This window comes from Streptomyces sp. NPDC007157, assembly GCF_040634235.1.
Lineage (GTDB): Bacteria > Actinomycetota > Actinomycetes > Streptomycetales > Streptomycetaceae > Streptomyces.
Genome location: NZ_JBEYFE010000004.1, coordinates 37,857 through 58,560, shown reverse-complemented (window position 1 = coordinate 58,560; position 20,704 = coordinate 37,857). Strand labels below are relative to the sequence as shown.

Here is a 20,704-nt window from a genome sequence, read left to right as displayed (position 1 = left end):
CCAAGGATTCCATGGGACTTCTCGACGACAAGGTCGTCCTCGTCAACGGCGGCAGCCAGGGGGTCGGCGCGGCCATCGCGCGGGCCGCGGTGCGTGAGGGCGCCACGGTGGCCGTCACCGGCCGCCGCCCCGAGCCCGGCGAGGCCCTGGTGGCCGAACTCACCGCCGCCGGCGGCAAGGCGCTGTACGTGCGGGCCGACCTCTCGGACGCCGAACAGGCCAAGGCCTCGGTGGCCGAGGTGATCGCTGCGTACGGCCGGATCGACTGCCTGGTCAACTCGGCGGGGCTGACCTCCCGGGGCACCCTGCTGGACACCACGCCCGAGCTGTTCGACCAGCACATCGCGATCAACCTCAAGGGGCCGTTCTTCGCGATGCAGGCGACGGTGGCCGACATGGTCGCGCGCAAGGCGCCCGGCACGGTGGTCAACATCATCACGTCGTCCGCGCACGGCGGGCAGCCGTTCCTGGCACCGTACGTCGCCGCGAAGGCCGGCCTGATCGGCCTGACCCGCAACGCGGCGCACGCGCACCGCTGGGACCGGGTGCGGATCAACGGCCTGAACATCGGCTGGACGGCGACGGAGGGCGAGGACGCGACGCAGCGGGCGTTCCACGGGGCGGGGGACGGCTGGCGGGAGGAGGCGGCCTCCAGGCTGCCGATGGGAAAGCTCGGCCAACCGGACGAGATCGCGGACTTCGTGGTGTTCCTGCTGTCCGAACGGTCGGGGGTGGTGACCGGCTCGGTGATCGACTGGGACCAGAACGTTTTGGGGGGGCTCGACTGAAGGAGTGCCGCCCAGCGTCGTCGGTCGCCGGCGGCGCCGCTGTGGCTTGTCGCGCCCACGCGGCGGAGCCGCATATCGACACAGCCCCGCGCCCCTACGGGGTGCCCCAGTACCCAGCATTCAAGGAGTAACACCCTCATGCGTATCGGAATCCTCGGCCTCGGCCGCATCGGCGCGTTCCACGCCGAGACCCTCTCCGGGCTCGACGCGGTCGACTCGCTCGTCCTCACCGATCCGTTCGCGGATGCCGCCAAGGCCGCCGCCGAGAAGTTCGGCGGCGAGGTCGTGGACTCGCCCGAGGCGCTGCTGGCCGCCGGCGTGGACGGCATCGTGGTGGCCGCCGCCACCGACGCCCACCCCGCCCTGATCCTGGCCGGCGTCGAGGCCGGCATCCCCGTCTTCTGCGAGAAGCCCGTCGCCAAGCACATGAGCGACGGTGTCGAGGTCCTCAAGGCCGTACAGGGCAGGGGCGTGCCGATCCAGATCGGCTACAACCGCCGCTTCGACGCGGGGTTCGTCGCCGCGCGTGCCGCCGTCCAGGCCGGCGAGCTGGGCAAGCTGCACACCGTCCGCTCGACCACCCTGGACCCGGCCCCGCCGCCCGCCGCCTATGTCGCCGTGTCCGGCGGCATCTTCCGGGACTGTTCCGTGCACGACTTCGACATCATCCGCTGGGTGACCGGCCGTGAGGTCACCGAGGTGTACGCGGTCGGCGGCAACCGGGGCGCCGACTACATCAAGGAGGCGGGCGACGCCGACACCACCGGGGCGATCCTCACCCTGGACGACGGCACCATCGCGGTGGTCTCCAACTCCCGCCACAACGCGCGGGGTTACGACGTCCGTATGGAGCTGCACGGCTTCCAGGACTCGATCGCCGTCGGCCTGGAGGACAAGCTCCCGCTGCGTTCGGTCGAGCCCGGGGTGACCTTCCCGGCGGGCACCCCGCACGACTTCTTCATGGACCGCTTCACCGCGGCCTACCGCGCCGAACTCGCCGCGTTCACCGAGGTCGTGGCCGGCGACCGTCCCTCCCCCTGCACGGTCGAGGACGCCCTGGAGGCCGGCTGGATCGCGGAGGCCTGCACGCTGTCCCTGCACGAGCACCGTCCGGTGACGATCGCGGAGGTGCGCGGGGCCTGACACCGGGCACCACGAACGGGCGGGCGGCGGGAGACGAAGACGGTCCCGCCGCCCGCCCGTTCGCCGTCTCCCCTGCCAGGCGCTCCGCTAGGCCCGCAGTCCGTCCACGATCAGCCGCAGGATCCGTGCCGCCCGCGCCTCCGCGTCGCCGCGTGCCGGGTCGATCCGCCACAGGACGCTGAGCTGGAGGAGGACGTCCTCCGGGTCGACGTCCGGCTTGAGCGTGCCGTCCGCCGCGCCGGCGTCGAGCAGGGTTGCGATGGCGTGCACGAACGGCCCGTACATCGGGTCGGTGCCGCCGCCGGTCGCTGCGTGCACGACCTCGGAGACGCCGAACTTGAGCCGGCCGTAGTGGGCGACCTCGTCGAACCAGCGGCGCAGGGCCTCCAGCGGCGGATGCGTCCGCAGCAGCCGTGGCGCGAGGTCGATCAGGTGCTGGAGGTCGTGCTGGTACAGCTCCATGATCAGCGCCTCCCGGGTCGGGAAGTGCCGGTAGAGCGTGCCGATGCCGACGCCGGCTTCGCGGGCGATCGCGGAGAGGGAGGCCGAGGTGGAGGCGGCGAGCTCCGCCCGGGCGGCGGCGAGGATCCGGTCCCGGTTGTCGCGGGCGTCCTTCCGGGTCGGCTTCGAGGGCTGCGGGTTCACGGGTGTCAGTCGTCCGTCCGAAGTGGATTGCTATCCGGAGACCCCTCCGGTACGTTGGGAGATGTAGCGGAGGGGTCTCCGTTTCCTTGCCGATTGTGGCACATCCCATCGCATCCGTGGAGGTCAGTCATGCCCGAACTCGTCCTGGTGACCGGCGGCACCGGGTACATCGCCGGCTGGTGCGTCGCCGAGCTGCTGCGACGGGGTTACGACGTGCGGACGACCGTGCGCTCACCGGGCCGGGAACAGGCGGTCGTCGACGCGGTCTCCTCGGTCGCCGACCCGGCCGGGCGGCTGGGCTTCGCCGTCGCCGACCTCACCGCCGACGCCGGCTGGGAGGCCGCGATGAAGGGCGTCGACCGGGTGCTCCATGTGGCCTCGCCGCTGGGCGTGAGTGCCCAGTCCTCGGACCTGGTCACCCCGGCCAGGGAGGGCACGCTCCGGGTGCTGCGGGCGGCCACCGCGGCGGGCGTACGGCGGGTGGTGATGACGTCGGCCGCGAACACCGCGAGCCCGTCGTCGTACGCCTCGGAGGGTGTCACGGACGAGACGCTGTGGACCGATCCGGAGGATCCCACGCTGATCCCCTACCGACGTTCGAAGACCCTCGCCGAGCTGGCGGCCTGGGAGTACATGCGGGGGCACGACGGGCCGACCGAGCTGGCCACCGTGCTGCCCGGCGCCGTGTTCGGGCCGGTGCTGACGCCGGACGTCGCCGGTTCCATCGGGATCGTCGCCCGGATGCTCTCCGGGGCGATGCCCGGCGTGCCCCGCATCGGGCTGGAGGTGGTGGACGTCCGGGACCTGGTCGACGTCCACCTCAGGGCGATGACCTCACCGGCCGCCGCGGGCGAACGGTTCCTGGCCACCGGCGAGTTCGTGTGGATGGCGGACCTGGCCCGGTTCCTGCGGGAGGGCCTCGGGGAGCGCGGACAGCAGGTGTCCACGCGTCGGTTGCCGGACTTCGCCGTGCGGCTCGCGGCCCGCTTCCGGGACCCCGCGCTGCGCGAGATCACCCCGGCGCTGGGCCGGCGCAACCGGCACAGCACCGAGAAGGCGGCGCGGCTGCTGGACTGGCAGCCGCGCCCGGCCCGGGAGACCGTGCTGGACTGCGCCGAGAGCCTGCTCGCCCACGGCGCGGTCGACGTCCCGGCGGCTCAGAGGCCGTAGCGGACCGCGAACTCGTCCGGGTCGTAGGCCTCCCGGTCCGGGTCGTGCCGGATCGCCGGCCTGGTCTCGACCATGTCCTCCGGCCGGATCCGCTCGGGCAGCGCACCGAACCGCCGGTGCCGCGACACCTCGGCGGCCGCGTCGGCGTCCGGCTCCGCGTGCTGTTCGTCCGTCATGGTCGCCCCCATGGTCCGTGTCGCCCGCCGCGGCGGCGGCATGGTGACCGCCGCGGCGGAGTCCGGTTTCGTCCCGTCGTCCGGAAGAACGTCCGGGTCCCGGCGCGTGTTCCCGGGCTCAGGCTCCGCAGGACCGCAGGAACTGCCGGGTGCGCACCGCGATGGGCAGCGGCTTGTCCGGCTCGCAGGGGTACATGTCCTGCTCGACGATGGCGAACAGGTCGACGCCCAGCCGCTGGGCCGCCTCCATCACCGGGCCCAGCTCCGGTACCCCGGTGGGCGGTTCGCACATCACGCCCCGGGCCACGGCCGGCCCGAACGGGGTGCCCTCGGCCTGGACGTCGGCCAGGATCGCCGGGTCCACCTGCTTGAGGTGGAGGTAGCCGATCCGCTCGCCGTAGGTCTCGATCAGCTTGACGCTGTCGCCGCCGCAGTAGGCGTAGTGGCCGGTGTCCAGGCAGAGGTTGACCAGGTCCGTGTCGGTCGAGTCGAGGAAGCGCTCCACGTGCTCCTCGGTGTCGATGTGGGTGTCGGCGTGCGGATGGACGACGATGTCCAGGCCGTACGTCTCCTTGACCTCGTGGCCGAGTCGTTCCATGCCCTTGGTGAGGTGGGCCCACTGCTCGCCGGTCAGCTCGTGCGGCTCCAGGATCTCGGCGGTCTTGTCGTCCCGCCAGAAGGACGGGATGACCACCAGGTGCTTCGCGTCCATCGCCTGCGTGAGCGCGGCGACCTGGCTGACGTGCTCCCAGGTGGACTCCCAGACGGCCGGGCCGCGGTGCAGGCCGGTGAAGACCGTGCCGGCCGAGACCTTGAGGTTCCGCCGGGCGATCTCGTCGGTGAGGCGGGCCGGGTCGGTGGGGAGGTAGCCGTAGGGGCCGAGCTCGATCCAGGAGTACCCGGCCTCGGAGACCTCGTCGAGAAAGCGCTCCCAGGGGACCTGCTGGGGGTCGTCCGGGAACCAGACGCCCCAGGAGTCGGGGGCCGAGCCGACCCGGATGCGGTCGAGGGCGTTCGCCATGGGTCAGGACTTTCCTTCCGGACCGGTCACCGCGGGGGCGGTGAGGTCCTCCTCTTCCGGGAGTTCCTCGGTGTCGACTCCTCGGACCTGGGACAGTTCGTGCTTGAGGGCGGCGAGTTCGGCGCCGCCCGCCATGTGGTTGGTGAGCTCTTCGAGAGTGATCTCGCTGCGCTCGGCGGAGAGTTCGAGGGTGCCGAGACGCAGCACGCTGAAGTGGTCGCCGACCATGTAGGCGTGGTGCGGGTTGTGGGTGATGAAGATGACGCCGAGGCCGCGTTCGCGGGCGGCGGCGACGTACTTCAGGACCACGCCGGACTGCTTGACACCGAGGGCGGCGGTCGGCTCGTCCAGGATCAGCACCCGGGCGCCGAAGTAGACGGCGCGGGCGATGGCCACGCACTGGCGCTGGCCGCCCGAGAGGGTGCCGATGGACTGGTCCAGGTCGTCCAGGACGATGCCCATGTTGCGCAGTTCGCGGTCGGCGGTCTCCTTCATCCTGGTGATGTCGAGACGCCGGACCGGCCAGGGGCCCTTGGTCATCTCGGAGCCGAGGAAGAAGTTCCGCCACACCGGCATCAGTGGGACGGTCGCCAGGTCCTGGTAGACGGTGGCGATGCCCTTGTCGAGGGCCTGGCGCGGGGTGGTGAAGCGCACCGGCTCGCCGTCGACGAGGAAGTCGCCCTCGGTGTGCTGGTGCAACCCCGAGATGATCTTGATGAGGGTGGACTTGCCGGCGCCGTTGTCGCCGAGCACGCAGGTGACCTTGCCGGGGAAGACCCTGAGGTCGACGCCGTGCAGGGCGCGGATGTTGCCGTAGGACTTGCCCGCGCCGCGCAGTTCGACGACGGGGGCGCCTTCTGCGGGTGCCGTGTCCTGGAGGACGGCGCCGTGGGTTCCGGTTCCGTTGTCTGTCATCGGGTCACCTCCTGGTCGCGGTGCGCTGGACCCACAGGTTGATCAGGACGGCGCCGAGCAGCATGACGCCGAGGAAGGCCTTGAACCAGTCCGGGTTCCAGCCGGCGTAGACGATGCCCTGCTGCACCATGCCGAACATGAAGGCACCGAAGACCGGGCCGATCGCCGAGCCCGCACCGCCGGTCAGCAGGCAGCCGCCGATGACGGCCGCGGAGATGTAGATCAGCTCCTGGCCCACGCCCTCGCCGGACTGCACGGTGTTGAAGGAGAACAGCTGGTGCATCCCGACGAACCAGGCACCGAAGCCGACCAGCATGAACAGCGAGATCTTGGTGAAGGTCACCGGGACGCCGACCGCGCGGGCGCTCTCCTTGTTGCCGCCGACCGCGAAGATCCAGTTGCCGTACTTGGTGCGCAGCAGCACCCAGGTGGCGATCGCCGCGAAGACCAGCCACCACAGGATGGTGACCTTGACCTCGACGCCGCCGATGTGGAAGGAGGAGGCGAAGATGTTCTTGGCCTGGTCGAAGCCGTCCATGTTGCTGATGTCGTCGGTGGCGACGTTGCCGGTGACCAGCTTGGTCACCGCGAGGTTCACGCCCTGGAGGATCAGGAAGCTTCCCAGGGTGATCAGGAAGCTGGGCAGTCCCGTCTTGACGACCAGCCAGCCGTTCAGGAAGCCGATGGCCAGCGACACGACGAGCGCGGCGATCACGCCCACCCACACGTTCAGCGTCAGCTGGTAGCTCAGCATGCTCGCGGTCAGCGCCGAGGTGACCACCGCCACACCGGCGGAGAGGTCGAACTCGCCGCCGATCATCAGCAGGGCGACCGGCAGTGCCATGATCCCGATGGTGGACGACTGGTACAGGATGTTCGCCATCGAGCTGGCTTCGCGCACCGGCGGGGCCGCGATCAGGAAGAAGACGTACACCGCGACGGCGCCGAGGAAGACGCCCACGTCCGGACGGGCCAGCACCCGCAGCATCAGGGGGCGTTGTGCGGTACGGCCGTCCTTCTCCTTGGGGCCGGGGGCCGGCGGTGTGGCCACCGCCGGCTGTGCCTGCTGGCTCATACCGATCACCGTGTGCCCTTCGCGGCGAACTCGGCGACCTTGTCGACGTTGGACTTGTCGACGAAGGCCGGCCCGGTCAGCACCGGCTGCTCACCGCCGCCCATGTAGTTGCCGTTGTTCTTGTAGAGCCACAGCGAGTCGACCGCCAGGTAGCCCTGCAGATACGGCTGCTGGTCCACGGCGAACTCGATGGTCCCCTTGCTGATGGCGCCGGTCAGCGCCTTGTTCAGGTCGAAGGTCGCGACCTTCGCCTTGCTGCCCGCGTCCGACACCGACTGCACGGCGATCAGCGCGATGGGGGCGCCGAGCGTGATCACGTGGTCGATGTCGCCGTCCGTCTTGAGCTTGGCGGTGATCGTGGACTTGACCGCGGTCGGGGACGTGCCGTCGACGTACAGGGTCTCCGTCGTTCCCGAGAACGTCTTCTTCACGCCGTCGCACCGCTGGGTGAGGCCGACGTTGCCCTGCTCCTGGATGACACAGACGACCTTCTTGGCACCCTCCGAGTTCAGCCGGTTGCCGAGCGCCTCGCCCGCGACCGTCTCGTCCTGGCCGAAGAACTCCAGCAGACCGAGCTTCTTCCAGTCGCTCAGACCGGAGTTGAGGCCGACGACCGGGATGTTCGCCGAGGTGGCCTTGCCGATGACGGCCTTGAGGGCGTCCGGCTTGGCGAGGGTGACGGCGATCCCGTCGACATTCTGGTCGATCGCGTTCTGCACCAGGTTGGCCTGGTTGCCGGCGTTCGGGTCGGCGGAGTAGACGAGCTTGACGTTGTCCTTGTCGGCGGCGGCCTGGGCGCCCTTGCGGACGATGTCCCAGAAGGTGTCGCCGGGCGCCTGATGGGTGACCAGCGCGACCGTCATGCGCGGGGTGCTCGCCTTGCCGGCGGCGGCGGACGCACCGCCCTCCTCCGACTTCTTCCCCCCGGAGCTGCTGGAGCAGCCGGCGAGGGTCAGGGCGGCCGCCGCGGCCAGGGCCACGAAGGGGGCCAGTCTCCGCGGACGGTTACGTGATGAGCGGTCCATCTTGCCTGCACCTCACTGTGCGACGGGAAAGAGAGGGAATCCGTGAGGATCCTGGACCCGGTCCGGAAAGCGCCGGTCCGGGTCGGTGCTGTGCGTTGGGACGGGATACAAGTCCCTGCGCGGCCCGCTGTCAATACTTTGTTAAGACATCATTTCACACTCAGGTCCGAATGTAAGTACAAACCATTGACAGTTCGACCTGCCCCGATCTACACCTGAGAGGCACCCCGCCCCACCCGGGAAGCCTCGCGATCCCTACCCGCTCGCGCCCGGCGTACCCCTGTACACCACCCCGTCCGAATGAGGTCCCCATGAGCCAGCCGACCACCCGCCTGACCGTCGCCCAGGCGCTGGTGCGGTTCCTGTCCGCCCAGTACACCGAGCGCGACGGCGTCCGGCACCGGCTGATCGCCGGCACCTGGGGCATCTTCGGCCACGGGAACGTGGCCGGGATCGGCCAGGCGCTCCTGGAGTACGGCGACGTCATGCCGTACCACCAGGGCCGCAACGAGCAGGCGATGGTGCACGCGGCCGTCGGCCACGCCCGCCAGCTGGACCGGCTCTCGGCGCAGGCGGTGACCACGTCCATCGGCCCGGGCGCCACCAACCTGGTGACCGGCGCCGCGCTCGCCACCCTCAACCGGCTGCCGGTGCTGCTGCTCCCCGGCGACTACTTCGCGAGCCACGCGCCCGACCCGCTGCTGCAACAGCTGGAGCACCCGGTCGAGTTCGACGTCTCCGTCAACGACACGCTGCGCCCGGTCTCCCGCTACTTCGACCGGATCACCCGCCCCGAGGCGCTGATCCCGTCCGCGCTGAACGCCATGCGGGTGCTCGCCGACCCGGCCGAGACCGGCGCGGTCACCCTCGCCCTTCCGCAGGACGTCCAGGCGGAGGCGTACGACTGGCCCGAGGAGTTCTTCGCCGAGCGGGTCTGGCGGGTCCGGCGGCCCGCCCCCGACCCGGTCGAGCTGGCGGACGCCGTGAGCGCCGTACGGGCCGCTGAGCGGCCGCTGATCGTGGCGGGCGGCGGAGTCCACCACAGTCGCGCCGAGGACGCCCTGAGGGCCCTTGTGGAGGCCACCGGCATCCCCGTGGCCTCGACCCAGGCGGGCAAGGGCTCGCTCCGCCACGACCACCCGGCCGACCTGGGCGGTATCGGTCACACCGGGACGGCCGTCGCCGACGACCTGGCCCGCACCGCCGATCTGGTGATCGGCGTCGGTACCCGGTACACGGACTTCACCACGGCCTCCGGCACCCTCTTCCAGAACCCGGACGTCCGCTTCCTCAACCTGAACATCACCGGCTTCGACGCCCACAAGCTGTCCGCCCGCACCCTCGTCAGCGACGCGCTGGCGGGGCTGGACGCCCTCAGGGAGGCCCTCGCCGGGCACCGGGTGGCCGCGGCCTACGAGGCCGAGTACCGGGCCGGCAAGGAGCGTTGGGAGGCCGTCGTCGAGGCCGCCTACCGCGCGGACGACGAGGACGCGGTGCCGACCCAGACCCAGGTGCTGGGCGCCCTGGACGCGGTGGTGGGCGATGACGACGTTGTCATCAACGCGGCCGGCTCGCTCCCGGGCGACCTCCACAAGCTCTGGCGGGCCCGCTCCCCGCGCCAGTACCACCTGGAGTACGGCTACTCCTGCATGGGCTACGAGATCCCGGCCGGCATCGGCGTCCAGCAGGCGGCCCCGGACACCGTGGTCTGGTCGCTGGTCGGCGACGGCACCTACCTGATGAATCCGACCGAGATCGTCACCGCCGTCCAGGAGGGCCTGCCCGTCAACCTGGTGCTGATCCAGAACCACGGGTACGCCTCCATCGGCGGCCTCTCCGAGTCGGTGGGCGGCGAGCGGTTCGGCACCGCCTACCGCTACCGCTCGGCCGACGGCAGCTTCGGCGGCGCCCCGCTGCCGGTCGACCTCGCCGCCAACGCGGCCAGCCTCGGCATGGAGGTGCTGCGCGCCAAGACCGTACGCGAGCTGCGCGAGGCGCTCGCCGCGGCCCGCGCCAGCGACCGGCCGACCTGCGTGTACGTCGAGACGGACCCGACGCCCACCGCTCCCGGGGCCGAGGCCTGGTGGGACGTCCCGGTCGCCGAGACCGCCACCCGCGAGGCCGCCGTACGGGCCCGCGAGGACTACGACCGACAGGTCGCCGGCCGCCGCCGGCACCTGTGAATCCCCGCCCCGTTCCGGAAGGAGGTGTCCCGGTGGCCCGAACCGCAGGTTCCGCCCGTGCCGCGACCGTCTCGGCACTCGACTCCATGGACTTCGCCCTGGACCGGGGCAGCCCGGTGCCGCTCTACTACCAGCTCGCCCAGCAGCTGGAGGGGGCCATAGAGCACGGCGTGCTCGCCCCGGGGAACCTCCTGGGCAACGAGATCGACCTGTCGGTGCGGCTCGGCCTGTCCCGGCCCACGGTCCGCCAGGCCATCCAGTCCCTCGTCGACAAGGGGCTGTTGGTGCGCCGCCGGGGCGTGGGCACCCAGGTGGTGCACAGTCAGGTCAAGCGGCCGCTGGAGCTGAGCAGCCTCTACGACGACCTGGAGTCGGCCGGGCAGGGCCCGACCACCCGGGTGCTGCGCAACGAGCGGATCCCGGCGACCGGCGAGGTGGCCGCCGCGCTCGGCATCGCGGAGGACGCGGAGGTCGTCGTGCTGGAGCGGCTGCGCTGTACGTACGGCCAGCCGGTGGCGTTCCTCTGCAACTACCTGCCCGCCGATCTGCTCGAACTCGACACCGAACGCCTGGAGTCGACCGGTCTGTACCGGATGATGCGCACGGCCGGCATCACCCTGCACAGCGCCCGGCAGACCGTGGGCGCCCGCAGCGCCACCGCCGAGGAGGCCGCCCGCCTCGACGAGAAGGCGGGCGCCGCCCTGCTCACCATGCGGCGCACGGCCTACGACGACACCGGCCGCCCGGTGGAGTACGGCAGCCATGTCTACCGGGCGTCCCGGTACGCCTTCGACTTCCAACTGCTGGTACGGCCCTAGGGTGTTCGCGCGACGGCGCGTCGAACGGCGGTTGGCGGTCCGGCCGCCGCGGGTTTAACCGCTGGTCCCGCCGCGGGAAACCAACATGCCCGCACACGGGCCCCCACGGAGTTCGCCCCCCGGGGGCCCGGCCGTACCGCTCCGTTCAACAAACCGGCAGGCAACCATGTCGATTACGTTTCGGGCAAGAGACGGGTGAGAGGGACGCAGGCTATTGACGCATGAGCGGACAAGCGGCTGTTATTGCGCCCACGATGTTCGGCCGAGTTGGTTTCTGATCGGTTTCGGGACCTTTCGAAGACCAACTCTTCCCCTTGCCGAACCCTGTTACTCAGGAGCCGCCATGCGCATCTCCCCGTCCGGTCTTCACCTGCCGGGTCCGAGCCGCCGTAACGTTCTGCGTGGGGCCGGTTCGGCCGCCCTCCTCGCCGGTGCCGGCATACCCCTGCTCTCCGCATGCGGCGGCAGCGGATCCTCCTCCGACCCGAAGACGGTCTCTCTCGGCTCCAACGGCTCGGACGCCGTGCCGAAGAAGGCCTACGCGGAGATGTACGCGACCTTCAAGAAGCAGTCGGGCATCACGGTCGATGTCAACACGAAGGACCACAACACCTTCCAGGAGCAGATCAACTCCTACCTCCAGGGCACGCCGGACGACGTGTTCAACTGGTTCGCCGGGTACCGGATGCAGTTCTTCGCGAAGAAGGGCCTCGCCACCCCGATCGACGAGGTCTGGGACAAGATCGGCGACGGCTTCCCCGACGCGATGAAGAAGCTCAGCAAGGGCGAGGACGGCAAGTACTACTTCGTGCCGCTGGACACCTACCCCTGGGCGATCTTCTACCGCAAGAGCCTCTTCCAGGAGAAGGGCTACACCGTTCCCACCACCTGGGACGCCTTCGTGGCCCTGTGCAAGCAGATGAAGAAGGACGGCCTGGTCCCGATCGCCTTCGGCGACAAGGACGCGTGGCCGGCGATGGGCACCTTCGACCAGCTCAACTTCCGCATCAACGGGTACGACTTCCACGTCGACCTGATGGGCGGCAAGGCCGAATGGACCGACCCGAAGGTCAAGGCCGTCTTCGACCACTGGGCCGAGATCCTCCCCTACCACCAGGACGGCTTCATGGGCCGCACCTGGCAGGACGCCGCGCAGAGCCTGGTCTCCAAGAAGGCCGGCATGTACCTCCTCGGCTCCTTCGTGGCCCAGCAGTTCACCAACAAGGCCGACCTGGACGACCTCGACTTCTTCGCCTTCCCGGAGATCAACTCCGCGTACGGCCAGGACACCGTCGAGGCGCCCACCGACGGCTACATGGTCAGCAAGGCCCCGAAGAACAAGAGCGGCGCCTTCAAGCTGATGGAGTACCTCGGCACCCCCGCGGCCGAGCAGATCTACCTCAAGGCCGACTCCAGTGTGGTCGCCGCCTCCTCCAAGGCGGACACTTCGTCGTACTCCGCCCTGCAGAAGAAGGCGTACGACATGATCAGCAGCGCCAAGAGCCTCACCCAGTTCATGGACCGCGACTCCCGCCCGGACTTCACCTCGACGGTGATGCAGCCCGGCCTGCAGAAGTTCCTGCAGAACCCGAAGGGCGTCGACAGTCTGCTCTCGTCGATCGAGCGCCAGAAGAAGACCATCTTCGCGTCCGAGTGAGCCGGCTCAATGACGACTGAAACCACCACGAAGTCCCAGGAGGCGGCCGCCGTGCCGCCTCCTGGGCGCGCGTCCGAGAAGAAGCGGGTCCGGCAGGGGCACAAGCGCCTGCTGACCCGCCGCGACCGCATCACGCTGGCCTTCATGGCCGGCGTGCCGACGGTCCTCCATGTCCTGCTCGTCTGGGTGACCGCACTCGCCTCGATCCTGCTGGCCTTCACCACCTGGGACGGCATCGGCTTCGACTCCATCAAGTGGGTCGGGCTCGACAACTTCCAGCAACTCTTCAGCGACAACCCGCAGTTCTGGCCCGCGGTCCAGCACAACATCATCTGGTTCGTCGTCCTCATCCTGATCCCGACGCCGTTCGGCCTGTTCCTGGCCGTGCAGTTGGACAAGCGGATCCGGTTCACCCGGGTCTACCAGACGGCGTTCTTCCTGCCGGTCGTCATCTCCATGGCCTGCATCGGGTTCGTCTGGCAGCTGATCTACAACCCGGACACGGGCCTGATCAACAGCCTCATCGGCGCCAACAAGCCGGGCCACTACATCGACTGGATCGGTGACCCGAAGCTCAACCTGTGGGCGGTCCTGATCGCCGCGTCCTGGCGGCACGCCGGCTACATGATGATCCTGTACCTGGCCGGCCTGAAGAGCGTCGACCCGTCGCTGCGCGAGGCCTCGGCCCTCGACGGCGCCAACGAGTGGCAGACGTTCAAGAACGTCATCTTCCCGACCCTGCGGCCCACCAACACGGTCGTCCTGGTCGTCACCATCATCGAGGCGCTGCGCGCCTTCGACCTGGTGTTCGTCTTCAACAAGGGCGCCCAGGGAACCGAGTTGCTCTCCATCCTGGTGACCAACAACATCATCGGCGAGTCCAGCCGCATCGGTTACGGCTCGGCGATCGCGGTGGTCCTGCTGTTCATCTCGCTGATCGTGATCATCCCGTACCTGATCGCGACCTTCCGGAAGGAGCGGCGCGCATGAGCACCGTGAGCGCGCTGGCCAAACAGCGCACCCCGATCCGGCCGGCCCGCGTCCTGCTGCACGTCTTCCTCGCCGTCACGGCGCTGGCGTGGCTCGCCCCGCTGCTGTGGGCGATCTTCTCGGCGCTGCGCCCGTACAGCGAGACCAGCGACCGCGGTTACGTGTCCTGGCCGCACACGCTGAACTTCGACAACTTCAAGAACGCGTTCACGCAGTCGGACATGACCCACTACTTCATGAACACGCTGATCATCGCGGTCCCGGCCGTGCTGCTCACGCTGTTCCTGTCGTCGATGGTCGCGTTCTACGTCAGCCGCTTCGACTTCCGGCTCAACCTGGCGCTGCTGCTGGTGTTCACCGCGGGCAACCTGCTGCCGCAGCAGGTCATCATCACCCCGCTGTACCGGCTGTACCTGCTGACGAACCTGCCGGGCATCACGCAGAGCGGCAAGCTGTACGACTCGGCGCTCGGCCTGGTGCTGATCCATGTGGCGTTCCAGTCCGGGTTCTGCGCGTTCGTGCTCAGCAACTACATGCGGTCGCTGCCGCACGAGCTGACCGAGGCCGCGCTGGTGGACGGCGCGTCGGTGTGGCGGCTGTACTGGCAGATCACGCTGCCACTGTGCCGGCCGGCGATGGCGGCCCTGGCGACTTTGTTGTCGATCTGGATCTACAACGACTTCTTCTGGGCCCTGGTGCTGATCTCGACCGGTGAGAACATGCCGATCACCTCGGCGCTGAACAACCTCTCGGGCCAGTACTTCACCGACCCGAACCTGGTCGCCGCCGGTTCCCTGCTCACCGCGATTCCGACGCTGGTCGTGTACTTCGCGCTCCAGAAGCAGTTCGTCAGCGGTCTGACCCTGGGCTCCGCCAAGGGCTGACCCGGCCTCATCCGAAAGAGAACCCCGTGCACAACCCGTTCACCCCGGTCGCCTCCTTGCCCGTGGACACGCGCGCCGCCCGTGTCCACGAGGAGGGCTGGCAGTCCTGGTCGCCGAGCGGCTCCTACACCCTTGGCGCCGCCCCGCACCGCCCGACGAACGACAACTGGGCGACCGTGTGCTACCGCCCCGGCCGCGGTGTGCCCGCCGGGGCCTTCCAGGGCGAGGGCCTGCTGGCGCTCGACCCGGGCGACGGCTCCCCGGTCCGGCTCTGGGCGGCGACGGACCCGCTGCACGAGGTGCCGTCGGTCCGGCTGACCGTCGCCGGCGGTCTCGCCGAGGTCGAGGCCGACGGCCCGGTCAAGGAGTGGACCGGCGCGGACATCCAGTCCGTGCTGGCCGACTGGGCCGACTCCCTGGCCCTGCCGGCGCCCCGCCCGGCGCCCACCGTCTGGTGCTCCTGGTACGAGTACTTCACGGCCGTCACCGAGGACGACATCCACGAGAACCTGCGCGCGATGGACACCCTCGACCTGCCGATCGACGTGGTGCAGATCGACGACGGCTACCAGAGCGCCCTGGGCGACTGGCTGAACCTCTCCGGCCGGTTCCGCTCACGGCGGGGCATCGCGGACGCCATCCGCGCCCGCGGCCGCCGGGCGGGCATCTGGACGGCGCCCTTCCTGGTCGACCCGGCGAGCGCGCTCGCCGAGACGTACCCGGACTGGCTGGTCCGCGACCCCGACGGCAACCCGCTGCACGCGGGTCGCAACTGGGGCCACGACCTGTACGTCCTGGACACCACCCACCCGGCCGCCGCGGCCTACCTCACCGACGTCTTCGCCACGCTGCGCGCCGAGGGCTACGACTACTTCAAGGTCGACTTCCTCTACGCGGGCGCGATGGACGGCGTACGGCACTCGGGCGCGGACCCGCTCACCGCGTACCGGCTCGGCATCGCCCTGATCCGGGAGGCCATCGGCGCGGACGCCTACCTGCTGGGCTGCGGTGCGCCGATGCTGCCCTCCATCGGCCTGTTCGACGCGATGCGGGTCAGCCCCGACACGGCCCCGCACCGCCGCCCCGAGGCCGGCGACTACAGCCAACCGGGGCAGGACCCGGCCGAGTTCACCGGGGCCGGCCGCCAGTGGCAGCACGGCCGGCTCTGGATCAACGACCCCGACTGCCTGATGGCCCGCCCCGCCGTGGAGACCCGCGCCCGCTGGGCGGCCCATGTGGAGGCCGTCGGCGGCCTGGTCGCCTCCAGCGACCGGCTGCTCTCCCTGGACCCGTGGGGCGTGGACACGACCCGCCGCCTTCTCACCGGAGCTACCGGAGTCAACCGATGAGCGACCGCACCCTCTCCGTCCCGGGAATCGTCTACGGCGGCGACTACAACCCCGAGCAGTGGCCCGAGGAGGTGTGGGCCGAGGACGTCCGCCTGATGCGCGAGGCGGGCGTCAACATGGTGAGCGTCGGCATCTTCTCGTGGGCACTGATGGAGCCGTCCGAGGGTGTCCACGACTTCTCGCGGATGGACAAGATCCTCGGTCTCCTCCACGAGAACGGCATCGCCGCCGACCTCGCCACCCCGACGGCCGCCCCGCCGGCCTGGTTCTTCCGCGCGTACCCCGGGGCGCTCCCGGTGGACCACGACGGCCGCACCCTGTCGTACGGCAGCCGCCAGACGTTCTGCCCGAGCAGCCCCGCCTACCGGGAGGCCGCGCTCAGGATCGCCGGCGCCATCGCCGAGCGGTACGCGAGCCACCCGGCCGTGAAGATGTGGCACGTGCACAACGAGTACGGCTGCCACAACGCGGCCTGCTACTGCGACACCAGCGCGGAGTCCTTCCGCCGCTGGCTGCGGGCCCGGTACGGCGACGACCTCGCCGCCCTGAACCACGCCTGGGGCACCACCTTCTGGAGCCAGTGGTACTACGACTGGGACGAGATCCTGCCGCCCCGCGCGACCGGTGCCGTACCCAACCCGACCCACCAGCTGGACTGGCGGCGGTTCTGCTCGGACGAGCTGCTGTCGCTGTACACGGCGGAGCGTGACGTGCTCCGGGAGGCGGCCCCCTCGATCCCCGCCACCACCAACTTCATGGTGATGCACAACTTCGACGCCCTCGACTACTGGCGCTGGGCACCGGAGCTGGACGTGGTGGCCAACGACCACTATCTGATGTCCGCCGACCCCGAGTCGCAGATCGACGTCGCGCTCAGCGGTGATGTGATGCGGTCCCTGGCGGGCGGGCCGTGGCTGCTGATGGAGCACTCGACGGGGGCGGTGAACTGGCAGCCCGTCAACCGGGCCAAGAACTCCGGTGAGTTGCGGCGCAACGCGCTCGCCCATGTGGCGCACGGCGCGGACGGCATCTGCTACTTCCAGTGGCGGGCGGCGAAGGCCGGTGCCGAGCAGTGGCACTCGGCGATGTTGCCGCACGCCGGGACGGACAGCCAGATCTGGCGGGACGTGGTCCGACTCGGCGCGGACCTGCGGGCGTTGGCGGAGGTGCGCGGCAGCACCGGCACCGCCGAGGTGGCCGTGGTCTGGGACTGGGACGCCCGCTGGGCGGTGGAGTTCCCCTCCCAGCCGAGCGGCGAGCTGCGCTACCTGGACCTGGTCCGCTCCTGGTACGAGCCGCTGTGGCGGGCGGGCGTCGCCGTGGACTTCGTCCGGCCGGAGGCGGACCTGTCGGCGTACAAGGTGGTGCTGGCCCCGAGCCTGTACCTGGTGGACGACGCGGGCGCGGCGAACCTCACCGCCTTCGCGGAGGCCGGCGGCACGCTCGCCATCGGTTTCCACAGCGGCATGGTGGACGAGCACAGCCATGTGCGGCTGGGCGGTTACCCGGGGGCGTTCCGGGAGGTGCTGGGCGTCCGCACGGACGAGCTGTTCCCGCTGCTGCCGGGTGAGCGGGTGGCGCTGAGCGAGGGCGGCACGGGCTCGCTGTGGTCGGAGCGGTTGCGGGCGGAGGGCGCCGAGGTGGTCACGTCGTACGCCGACGGCCCGCTGGCCGGTGTCCCGGCGGTGACCCGGCACGCGTACGGCACGGGAAGCGCCTGGTACCTGGCGACGCTGCCGGACGCGGAGACCCTGGCGGGGCTGCTCGACCGGATCCGCGCGGAGGCGGGGGTGGCCGTGGGCCGTGGCGCGCCGGACGGTGTGGAGGTCGTCGTGCGGCGCGGTGCGGACGCGGACTACGTGTTCGTGATCGACCATGGCGGCCGGGGGGCCGAGGTCGCGGTGGCGGCCGGGTCCGTGGAGCTGCTGTCCGGGAAGCCTGCGGACGGGGCCGTCATGGTGGCTCCGGGTGAGATCGCGGTCGTACGGGAGCGCCGGGCGATCGCCTAGCGCCGCATCGGCGAGGCCGTCGGGCGGCTGCGGTCCCGTCGTGGCCGGTCGCGCAGTTCCCCGCGCCCCTGAAGGGGCGCTACAGCGAGCTAGCCCCCGCGTCCTCGGAAGGGCGCGGGGGCTGGTCTCACTTGGACGCGAACGGGCCGTCCAGGGCCGCCCATTGCAGCAGCATGATGGTCTTCGCGTCGGCGATCTCGCCCGTGCGGATCATCTCCAGGGCGCGGCGGAAGGGGAGTTCGAGGATCTCGATGTCCTCGCCCTCCTCGTCCAGGCCGCCGCCCTCGTGGGTGCGGGTGGCGGGGGTGTAGGCGGCCGCGTAGAAGGAGATCCGTTCGGTGACCGAGCCGGGGCTCATGTAGACGTCGAAGACGTGCTGGACGTCGCCGACGGTGTGGCCGGTCTCCTCGACGACCTCCCGGCGGACCGCGTGTTCCGGGTGCTCGTCCTCGGCGTCCAGGAGGCCCGCCGGGGTCTCGATCAGCATGCCGTCGGGGTGGCCGTTGACGTACACCGGGAAGCGGAACTGGCGGGTGAGCAGGACGGTTTCGTGCTCGGCGTCGTAGAGGAGGAGGGTGGCGCCGTTGCCGCGGTCGTGGGTCTCGCGTTCCTCGGTGTGCCAGGTGCCGTCGGCGTGCCGGTAGTCGAAGGTGGTCGCCCGCTCGACGTACCAGTGGCTGGACAGCAGTTTCACCTCCCGGACCCGCACGCGCGGGTTGCCGGTCAGGTCCAGGCCGGTGCGGTCGAGTCCGGTGCGGCCCCGGCGGTCGGGGGTGTCGGTCCCGGCGGTCATCGCAGGTCCGCCGGGCGGGCGGGGGCGTTCACATGGCTCATGATCACCTGTGTACCACCCGCCCGCGTCCGGCAGGCGTCTTCCGAGCCGGCCCGGCAGACCTGCGTGACGCACCCCCGCACCTCCGGTGGAGCGCTCAGTGCACTTCGGCCGGTGTCGGGCCCTCGTCGAGGAAGCCGCCCGACTGGTGCTGCCAGAGCTTGGCGTAGGCGCCCTCGGCGGTGAGCAGTTCGTGGTGCGTGCCCTGCTCGACGATCCGGCCGCGGTCCAGGACCACGAGCCGGTCCATGGAGGCGACCGTGCTCAGCCGGTGCGCCACCACGAGTGCCGTACGCCCCTCCATGAGCCGCCACAGCGCCTCCTGGACGAGCATCTCGCTCTCGGAGTCCAGCGCGCTGGTCGCCTCGTCCAGGAGCAGGATCGGGGCGTCCCGCAGGATCGCCCGGGCCAGGGCGACCCGCTGGCGCTGGCCGCCGGAGAGCTTGACGCCACGCTCGCCGACCATCGTCTCGAAGCCGTCCGGCAGCGCGTCGGCGAACTCCGTGACGTGGGCCGCCTCGGCGGCGAGCCGGATCTCGGCGTCGCTGGCGTCGGGCCGGGCGAAGGCGATGTTCTCCCGCAGGGTGCGGTGGAACATCGCCGGGTCCTGCGGGACGTAGGCGATCTGGCTGCGCAGGTCGCGCTGGCGCAGCCGGCTGATGTCCTGACCGCCGATGGTGATCCGTCCGGCGTCGATGTCGGTCATCCGCAGCAGCAGCCGGGTGAGCGTGGTCTTGCCGCCGCCCGACCGGCCGACGAACCCGAACTTCGAGCCGCTGGGCACGTCCAGCTCAAGTCCCTCGAACAGCGGTTTGGCACCCGCGTGGGTGAAGGAGACCTTCTCGAACCGGACGTCGGCGGCCCGCGGCGCGAGCGGCTCCGGGGTCACCGGGTCCAGCACGGTCGGCGGCTCCAGAAGCAGCTCGGTGAACTGGGCCGCCTCCGTCATGGAGCTCTCCATGCGCCGGTAGATCTGGTTGAACTCGAACATGATCCGGGTCGCGTTGCTGTAGTAGGTGAACGCGACCACGACCGCCTCCACACCGTGGCCGCCGCCGGCCAGCCCCACCGCGAGCAGCAGGCCCAGCGCGTTGGTCGCCACCGACATCGGTGCGACGAACGTGTCGATGCGCAGGTTGCCGTAGTCCCAGGAGCGCAGGGTGCGCCGCCTCGACTCGGCCACCCGGGACCGGTGTTCGGCGGCCTCCCGCCGCTCGGCGGCGAACGCCCGGACCGTGTCCATGTTCATCAGGCTGTCGGCGACATGACCGGACACCCGGGCGATGGCCTCCTCCCGCTGGGCGACCAGCCGCTGCCGCCGCCGGATCAGCGGCACCACGCACACCGCGGTGACCGCGATCATCGTCAACAGCGCGACGACCAGGAGCGGTTCGTAGCGCCACAGCACCACCGACCCGAACAGCAGGGGAACGAAGAGGCCCACGATGTTGAAGGTGAGCGTGTCGGCGAACTCCTCGAAACGGGTGGCGAAGCTCAGCACCCGCTTGGTGAGCGACCCGGCGAAGTTGTCGTGGAAGAACGCGGAGTCCTTGGCGAACAGTTCGTCCATACCGATGACGTACAGCTGCTCGATGCCGAGCGCGTCCAGGCGGTTCAGGCAGTGCAGACCGATCCGCCAGAACACCTCCGCCAGGAGCAGGACACCGCCGAAGCCGAGGACGTACGGCAGTGCGGCACCGAAGCCCAGGCCGTGCCCGTCGGCGATGCGGCCGACCAGCTTGGCCACGACCAGCGGGGCCCCGTAGTTGATTCCGATGTTGCCGAGCGCCGGCAGCAGCATTCCGGGCAGGGTGAACCGCTTGAGCCGCGCCAGTTCCCGTCCGTAGTAACGAAGTGCGAGCACGACGGCACCTTTTCGCGGTCCGCTCGCAGGTAAATCGACTGAGGATGTCATGTCAACCCTGTGTAGTCGTCGTACGGCATGCCGAGCCGGCCGGCGCATGGTCTGCGGCGGCCTCGAATCGGCAGGTCAGGAAAGGGAAGTGTGCCGTGACGACGGTCAC

The 20,704-nt window shown here is 70.3% G+C and carries 18 protein-coding genes; 10 read left to right on the top strand and 8 right to left on the bottom strand.

All coding sequences use genetic code 11. The features are described from left to right. Window positions 1-11: 11 nt before the first annotated feature. Together ABZ642_RS08220 and ABZ642_RS08215 are read left to right on the top strand one after the other, a co-directional pair. Window positions 12-788: an SDR family oxidoreductase gene (locus ABZ642_RS08220; protein ID WP_360479057.1), complete on the top strand. Its 777-nt coding sequence runs from the start codon at window positions 12-14 to the stop codon at window positions 786-788. A gap of 138 nt (window positions 789-926) precedes the next feature. Further along, window positions 927-1,931: a Gfo/Idh/MocA family oxidoreductase gene (locus ABZ642_RS08215; RefSeq protein ID WP_360479054.1), complete on the top strand. Its 1,005-nt coding sequence runs from the start codon at window positions 927-929 to the stop codon at window positions 1,929-1,931. An 87-nt stretch (window positions 1,932-2,018) separates the two neighbouring features. Here the strand turns inward: ABZ642_RS08215 and ABZ642_RS08210 are convergent, their stop codons facing one another. Further along, entirely contained in the window at window positions 2,019-2,576 is a 558-nt protein-coding gene (locus ABZ642_RS08210; protein WP_360479051.1) for a TetR/AcrR family transcriptional regulator, read from the bottom strand. A 129-nt stretch (window positions 2,577-2,705) separates the two neighbouring features. Here ABZ642_RS08210 and ABZ642_RS08205 point away from each other — a divergent pair, with 129 nt between their 5' ends. Then, window positions 2,706-3,746: an NAD-dependent epimerase/dehydratase family protein gene (locus tag ABZ642_RS08205; RefSeq protein WP_360479049.1), complete on the top strand. Its 1,041-nt coding sequence runs from the start codon at window positions 2,706-2,708 to the stop codon at window positions 3,744-3,746. Here the strand turns inward: ABZ642_RS08205 and ABZ642_RS08200 are convergent. From ABZ642_RS08200 to ABZ642_RS08180, 5 genes are all read right to left on the bottom strand, one after another. Continuing rightward, a complete protein-coding gene (locus ABZ642_RS08200) occupies window positions 3,734-3,922 on the bottom strand; it encodes a hypothetical protein (protein WP_360479046.1) in 189 nt (62 codons plus the stop codon). The genes ABZ642_RS08205 and ABZ642_RS08200 overlap by 13 nt on opposite strands. A 118-nt stretch (window positions 3,923-4,040) precedes the next feature. Further along, entirely contained in the window at window positions 4,041-4,943 is a 903-nt protein-coding gene (locus tag ABZ642_RS08195; RefSeq protein WP_360479043.1) for a sugar phosphate isomerase/epimerase, read from the bottom strand. A 3-nt stretch (window positions 4,944-4,946) separates the two neighbouring features. Beyond that, complete coding sequence (locus ABZ642_RS08190) at window positions 4,947-5,858, bottom strand: ATP-binding cassette domain-containing protein (RefSeq protein WP_360479040.1); 912 nt, start codon at window positions 5,856-5,858, stop codon at window positions 4,947-4,949. Window positions 5,859-5,862: 4 nt separating this feature from the next. Then, a complete protein-coding gene (locus ABZ642_RS08185; RefSeq protein WP_360480139.1) occupies window positions 5,863-6,939 on the bottom strand; it encodes an ABC transporter permease in 1,077 nt (358 codons plus the stop codon). After that, the gene (locus tag ABZ642_RS08180; RefSeq protein ID WP_360479037.1) at window positions 6,939-7,958 is read right to left on the bottom strand and encodes a sugar ABC transporter substrate-binding protein; all 1,020 of its coding nucleotides are present in this window, start codon (window positions 7,956-7,958) and stop codon (window positions 6,939-6,941) included. The genes ABZ642_RS08185 and ABZ642_RS08180 overlap by 1 nt, the downstream gene beginning before the upstream one ends. 311 nt (window positions 7,959-8,269) lie before the next feature. Between ABZ642_RS08180 and iolD the strand changes: the two genes are divergently transcribed. The 7 genes from iolD (at window position 8,270) to ABZ642_RS08145 (ending at window position 17,848) form a co-directional block, all read left to right on the top strand. Beyond that, window positions 8,270-10,141: a 3D-(3,5/4)-trihydroxycyclohexane-1,2-dione acylhydrolase (decyclizing) gene (gene iolD, locus ABZ642_RS08175; protein WP_360479034.1), complete on the top strand. Its 1,872-nt coding sequence runs from the start codon at window positions 8,270-8,272 to the stop codon at window positions 10,139-10,141. Between the two features lie 32 nt (window positions 10,142-10,173). Next, window positions 10,174-10,959, top strand: coding sequence for a GntR family transcriptional regulator (locus tag ABZ642_RS08170; RefSeq protein WP_360479031.1), 786 nt, complete (start codon window positions 10,174-10,176; stop codon window positions 10,957-10,959). 343 nt (window positions 10,960-11,302) lie between these two features. Then, on the top strand, window positions 11,303-12,616 hold the full coding sequence (locus ABZ642_RS08165; RefSeq protein ID WP_360479028.1) for an extracellular solute-binding protein: 1,314 nt from the start codon (window positions 11,303-11,305) through the stop codon (window positions 12,614-12,616). Between the two features lie 9 nt (window positions 12,617-12,625). Next, window positions 12,626-13,606: a sugar ABC transporter permease gene (locus ABZ642_RS08160; protein WP_360479026.1), complete on the top strand. Its 981-nt coding sequence runs from the start codon at window positions 12,626-12,628 to the stop codon at window positions 13,604-13,606. Next, a complete protein-coding gene (locus ABZ642_RS08155; protein ID WP_351705783.1) occupies window positions 13,603-14,490 on the top strand; it encodes a carbohydrate ABC transporter permease in 888 nt (295 codons plus the stop codon). The genes ABZ642_RS08160 and ABZ642_RS08155 overlap by 4 nt, the downstream gene beginning before the upstream one ends. Window positions 14,491-14,516: 26 nt before the next feature. Beyond that, a complete protein-coding gene (locus ABZ642_RS08150) occupies window positions 14,517-15,839 on the top strand; it encodes a glycoside hydrolase family 36 protein (protein WP_360479023.1) in 1,323 nt (440 codons plus the stop codon). After that, window positions 15,836-17,848, top strand: a complete 2,013-nt coding sequence (locus tag ABZ642_RS08145; RefSeq protein WP_360479021.1) for a beta-galactosidase — start codon at window positions 15,836-15,838, stop codon at window positions 17,846-17,848. The genes ABZ642_RS08150 and ABZ642_RS08145 overlap by 4 nt, the downstream gene beginning before the upstream one ends. A gap of 127 nt (window positions 17,849-17,975) precedes the next feature. On the opposite strand, the gene ABZ642_RS08140 is transcribed toward ABZ642_RS08145, so the two are convergent. Together ABZ642_RS08140 and ABZ642_RS08135 are read right to left on the bottom strand one after the other, a co-directional pair. Further along, window positions 17,976-18,641, bottom strand: coding sequence for an NUDIX domain-containing protein (locus tag ABZ642_RS08140; protein WP_360479018.1), 666 nt, complete (start codon window positions 18,639-18,641; stop codon window positions 17,976-17,978). 136 nt (window positions 18,642-18,777) lie between these two features. After that, window positions 18,778-20,595, bottom strand: coding sequence for an ABC transporter ATP-binding protein (locus ABZ642_RS08135; protein WP_360479015.1), 1,818 nt, complete (start codon window positions 20,593-20,595; stop codon window positions 18,778-18,780). Window positions 20,596-20,704 lie beyond the last annotated feature (109 nt).

What these genes read in the sequence shown, in the direction of transcription:
- ABZ642_RS08220 (WP_360479057.1), top strand. Translation starts at nt 12, where the DNA reads ATGGGACTTCTCGACGACAAGGTCGTCCTCGTCAACGGCGGCAGCCAG.
- ABZ642_RS08215 (WP_360479054.1), top strand. Translation starts at nt 927, where the DNA reads ATGCGTATCGGAATCCTCGGCCTCGGCCGCATCGGCGCGTTCCACGCC.
- ABZ642_RS08205 (WP_360479049.1), top strand. Translation starts at nt 2,706, where the DNA reads ATGCCCGAACTCGTCCTGGTGACCGGCGGCACCGGGTACATCGCCGGC.
- ABZ642_RS08200 (WP_360479046.1), bottom strand. Translation starts at nt 3,922, where the DNA reads ATGACGGACGAACAGCACGCGGAGCCGGACGCCGACGCGGCCGCCGAG.
- ABZ642_RS08195 (WP_360479043.1), bottom strand. Translation starts at nt 4,943, where the DNA reads ATGGCGAACGCCCTCGACCGCATCCGGGTCGGCTCGGCCCCCGACTCC.
- ABZ642_RS08190 (WP_360479040.1), bottom strand. Translation starts at nt 5,858, where the DNA reads ATGACAGACAACGGAACCGGAACCCACGGCGCCGTCCTCCAGGACACG.
- ABZ642_RS08180 (WP_360479037.1), bottom strand. Translation starts at nt 7,958, where the DNA reads ATGGACCGCTCATCACGTAACCGTCCGCGGAGACTGGCCCCCTTCGTG.
- iolD (WP_360479034.1), top strand. Translation starts at nt 8,270, where the DNA reads ATGAGCCAGCCGACCACCCGCCTGACCGTCGCCCAGGCGCTGGTGCGG.
- ABZ642_RS08165 (WP_360479028.1), top strand. Translation starts at nt 11,303, where the DNA reads ATGCGCATCTCCCCGTCCGGTCTTCACCTGCCGGGTCCGAGCCGCCGT.
- ABZ642_RS08160 (WP_360479026.1), top strand. Translation starts at nt 12,626, where the DNA reads ATGACGACTGAAACCACCACGAAGTCCCAGGAGGCGGCCGCCGTGCCG.
- ABZ642_RS08155 (WP_351705783.1), top strand. Translation starts at nt 13,603, where the DNA reads ATGAGCACCGTGAGCGCGCTGGCCAAACAGCGCACCCCGATCCGGCCG.
- ABZ642_RS08145 (WP_360479021.1), top strand. Translation starts at nt 15,836, where the DNA reads ATGAGCGACCGCACCCTCTCCGTCCCGGGAATCGTCTACGGCGGCGAC.
- ABZ642_RS08140 (WP_360479018.1), bottom strand. Translation starts at nt 18,641, where the DNA reads ATGACCGCCGGGACCGACACCCCCGACCGCCGGGGCCGCACCGGACTC.
- ABZ642_RS08135 (WP_360479015.1), bottom strand. Translation starts at nt 20,595, where the DNA reads ATGACATCCTCAGTCGATTTACCTGCGAGCGGACCGCGAAAAGGTGCC.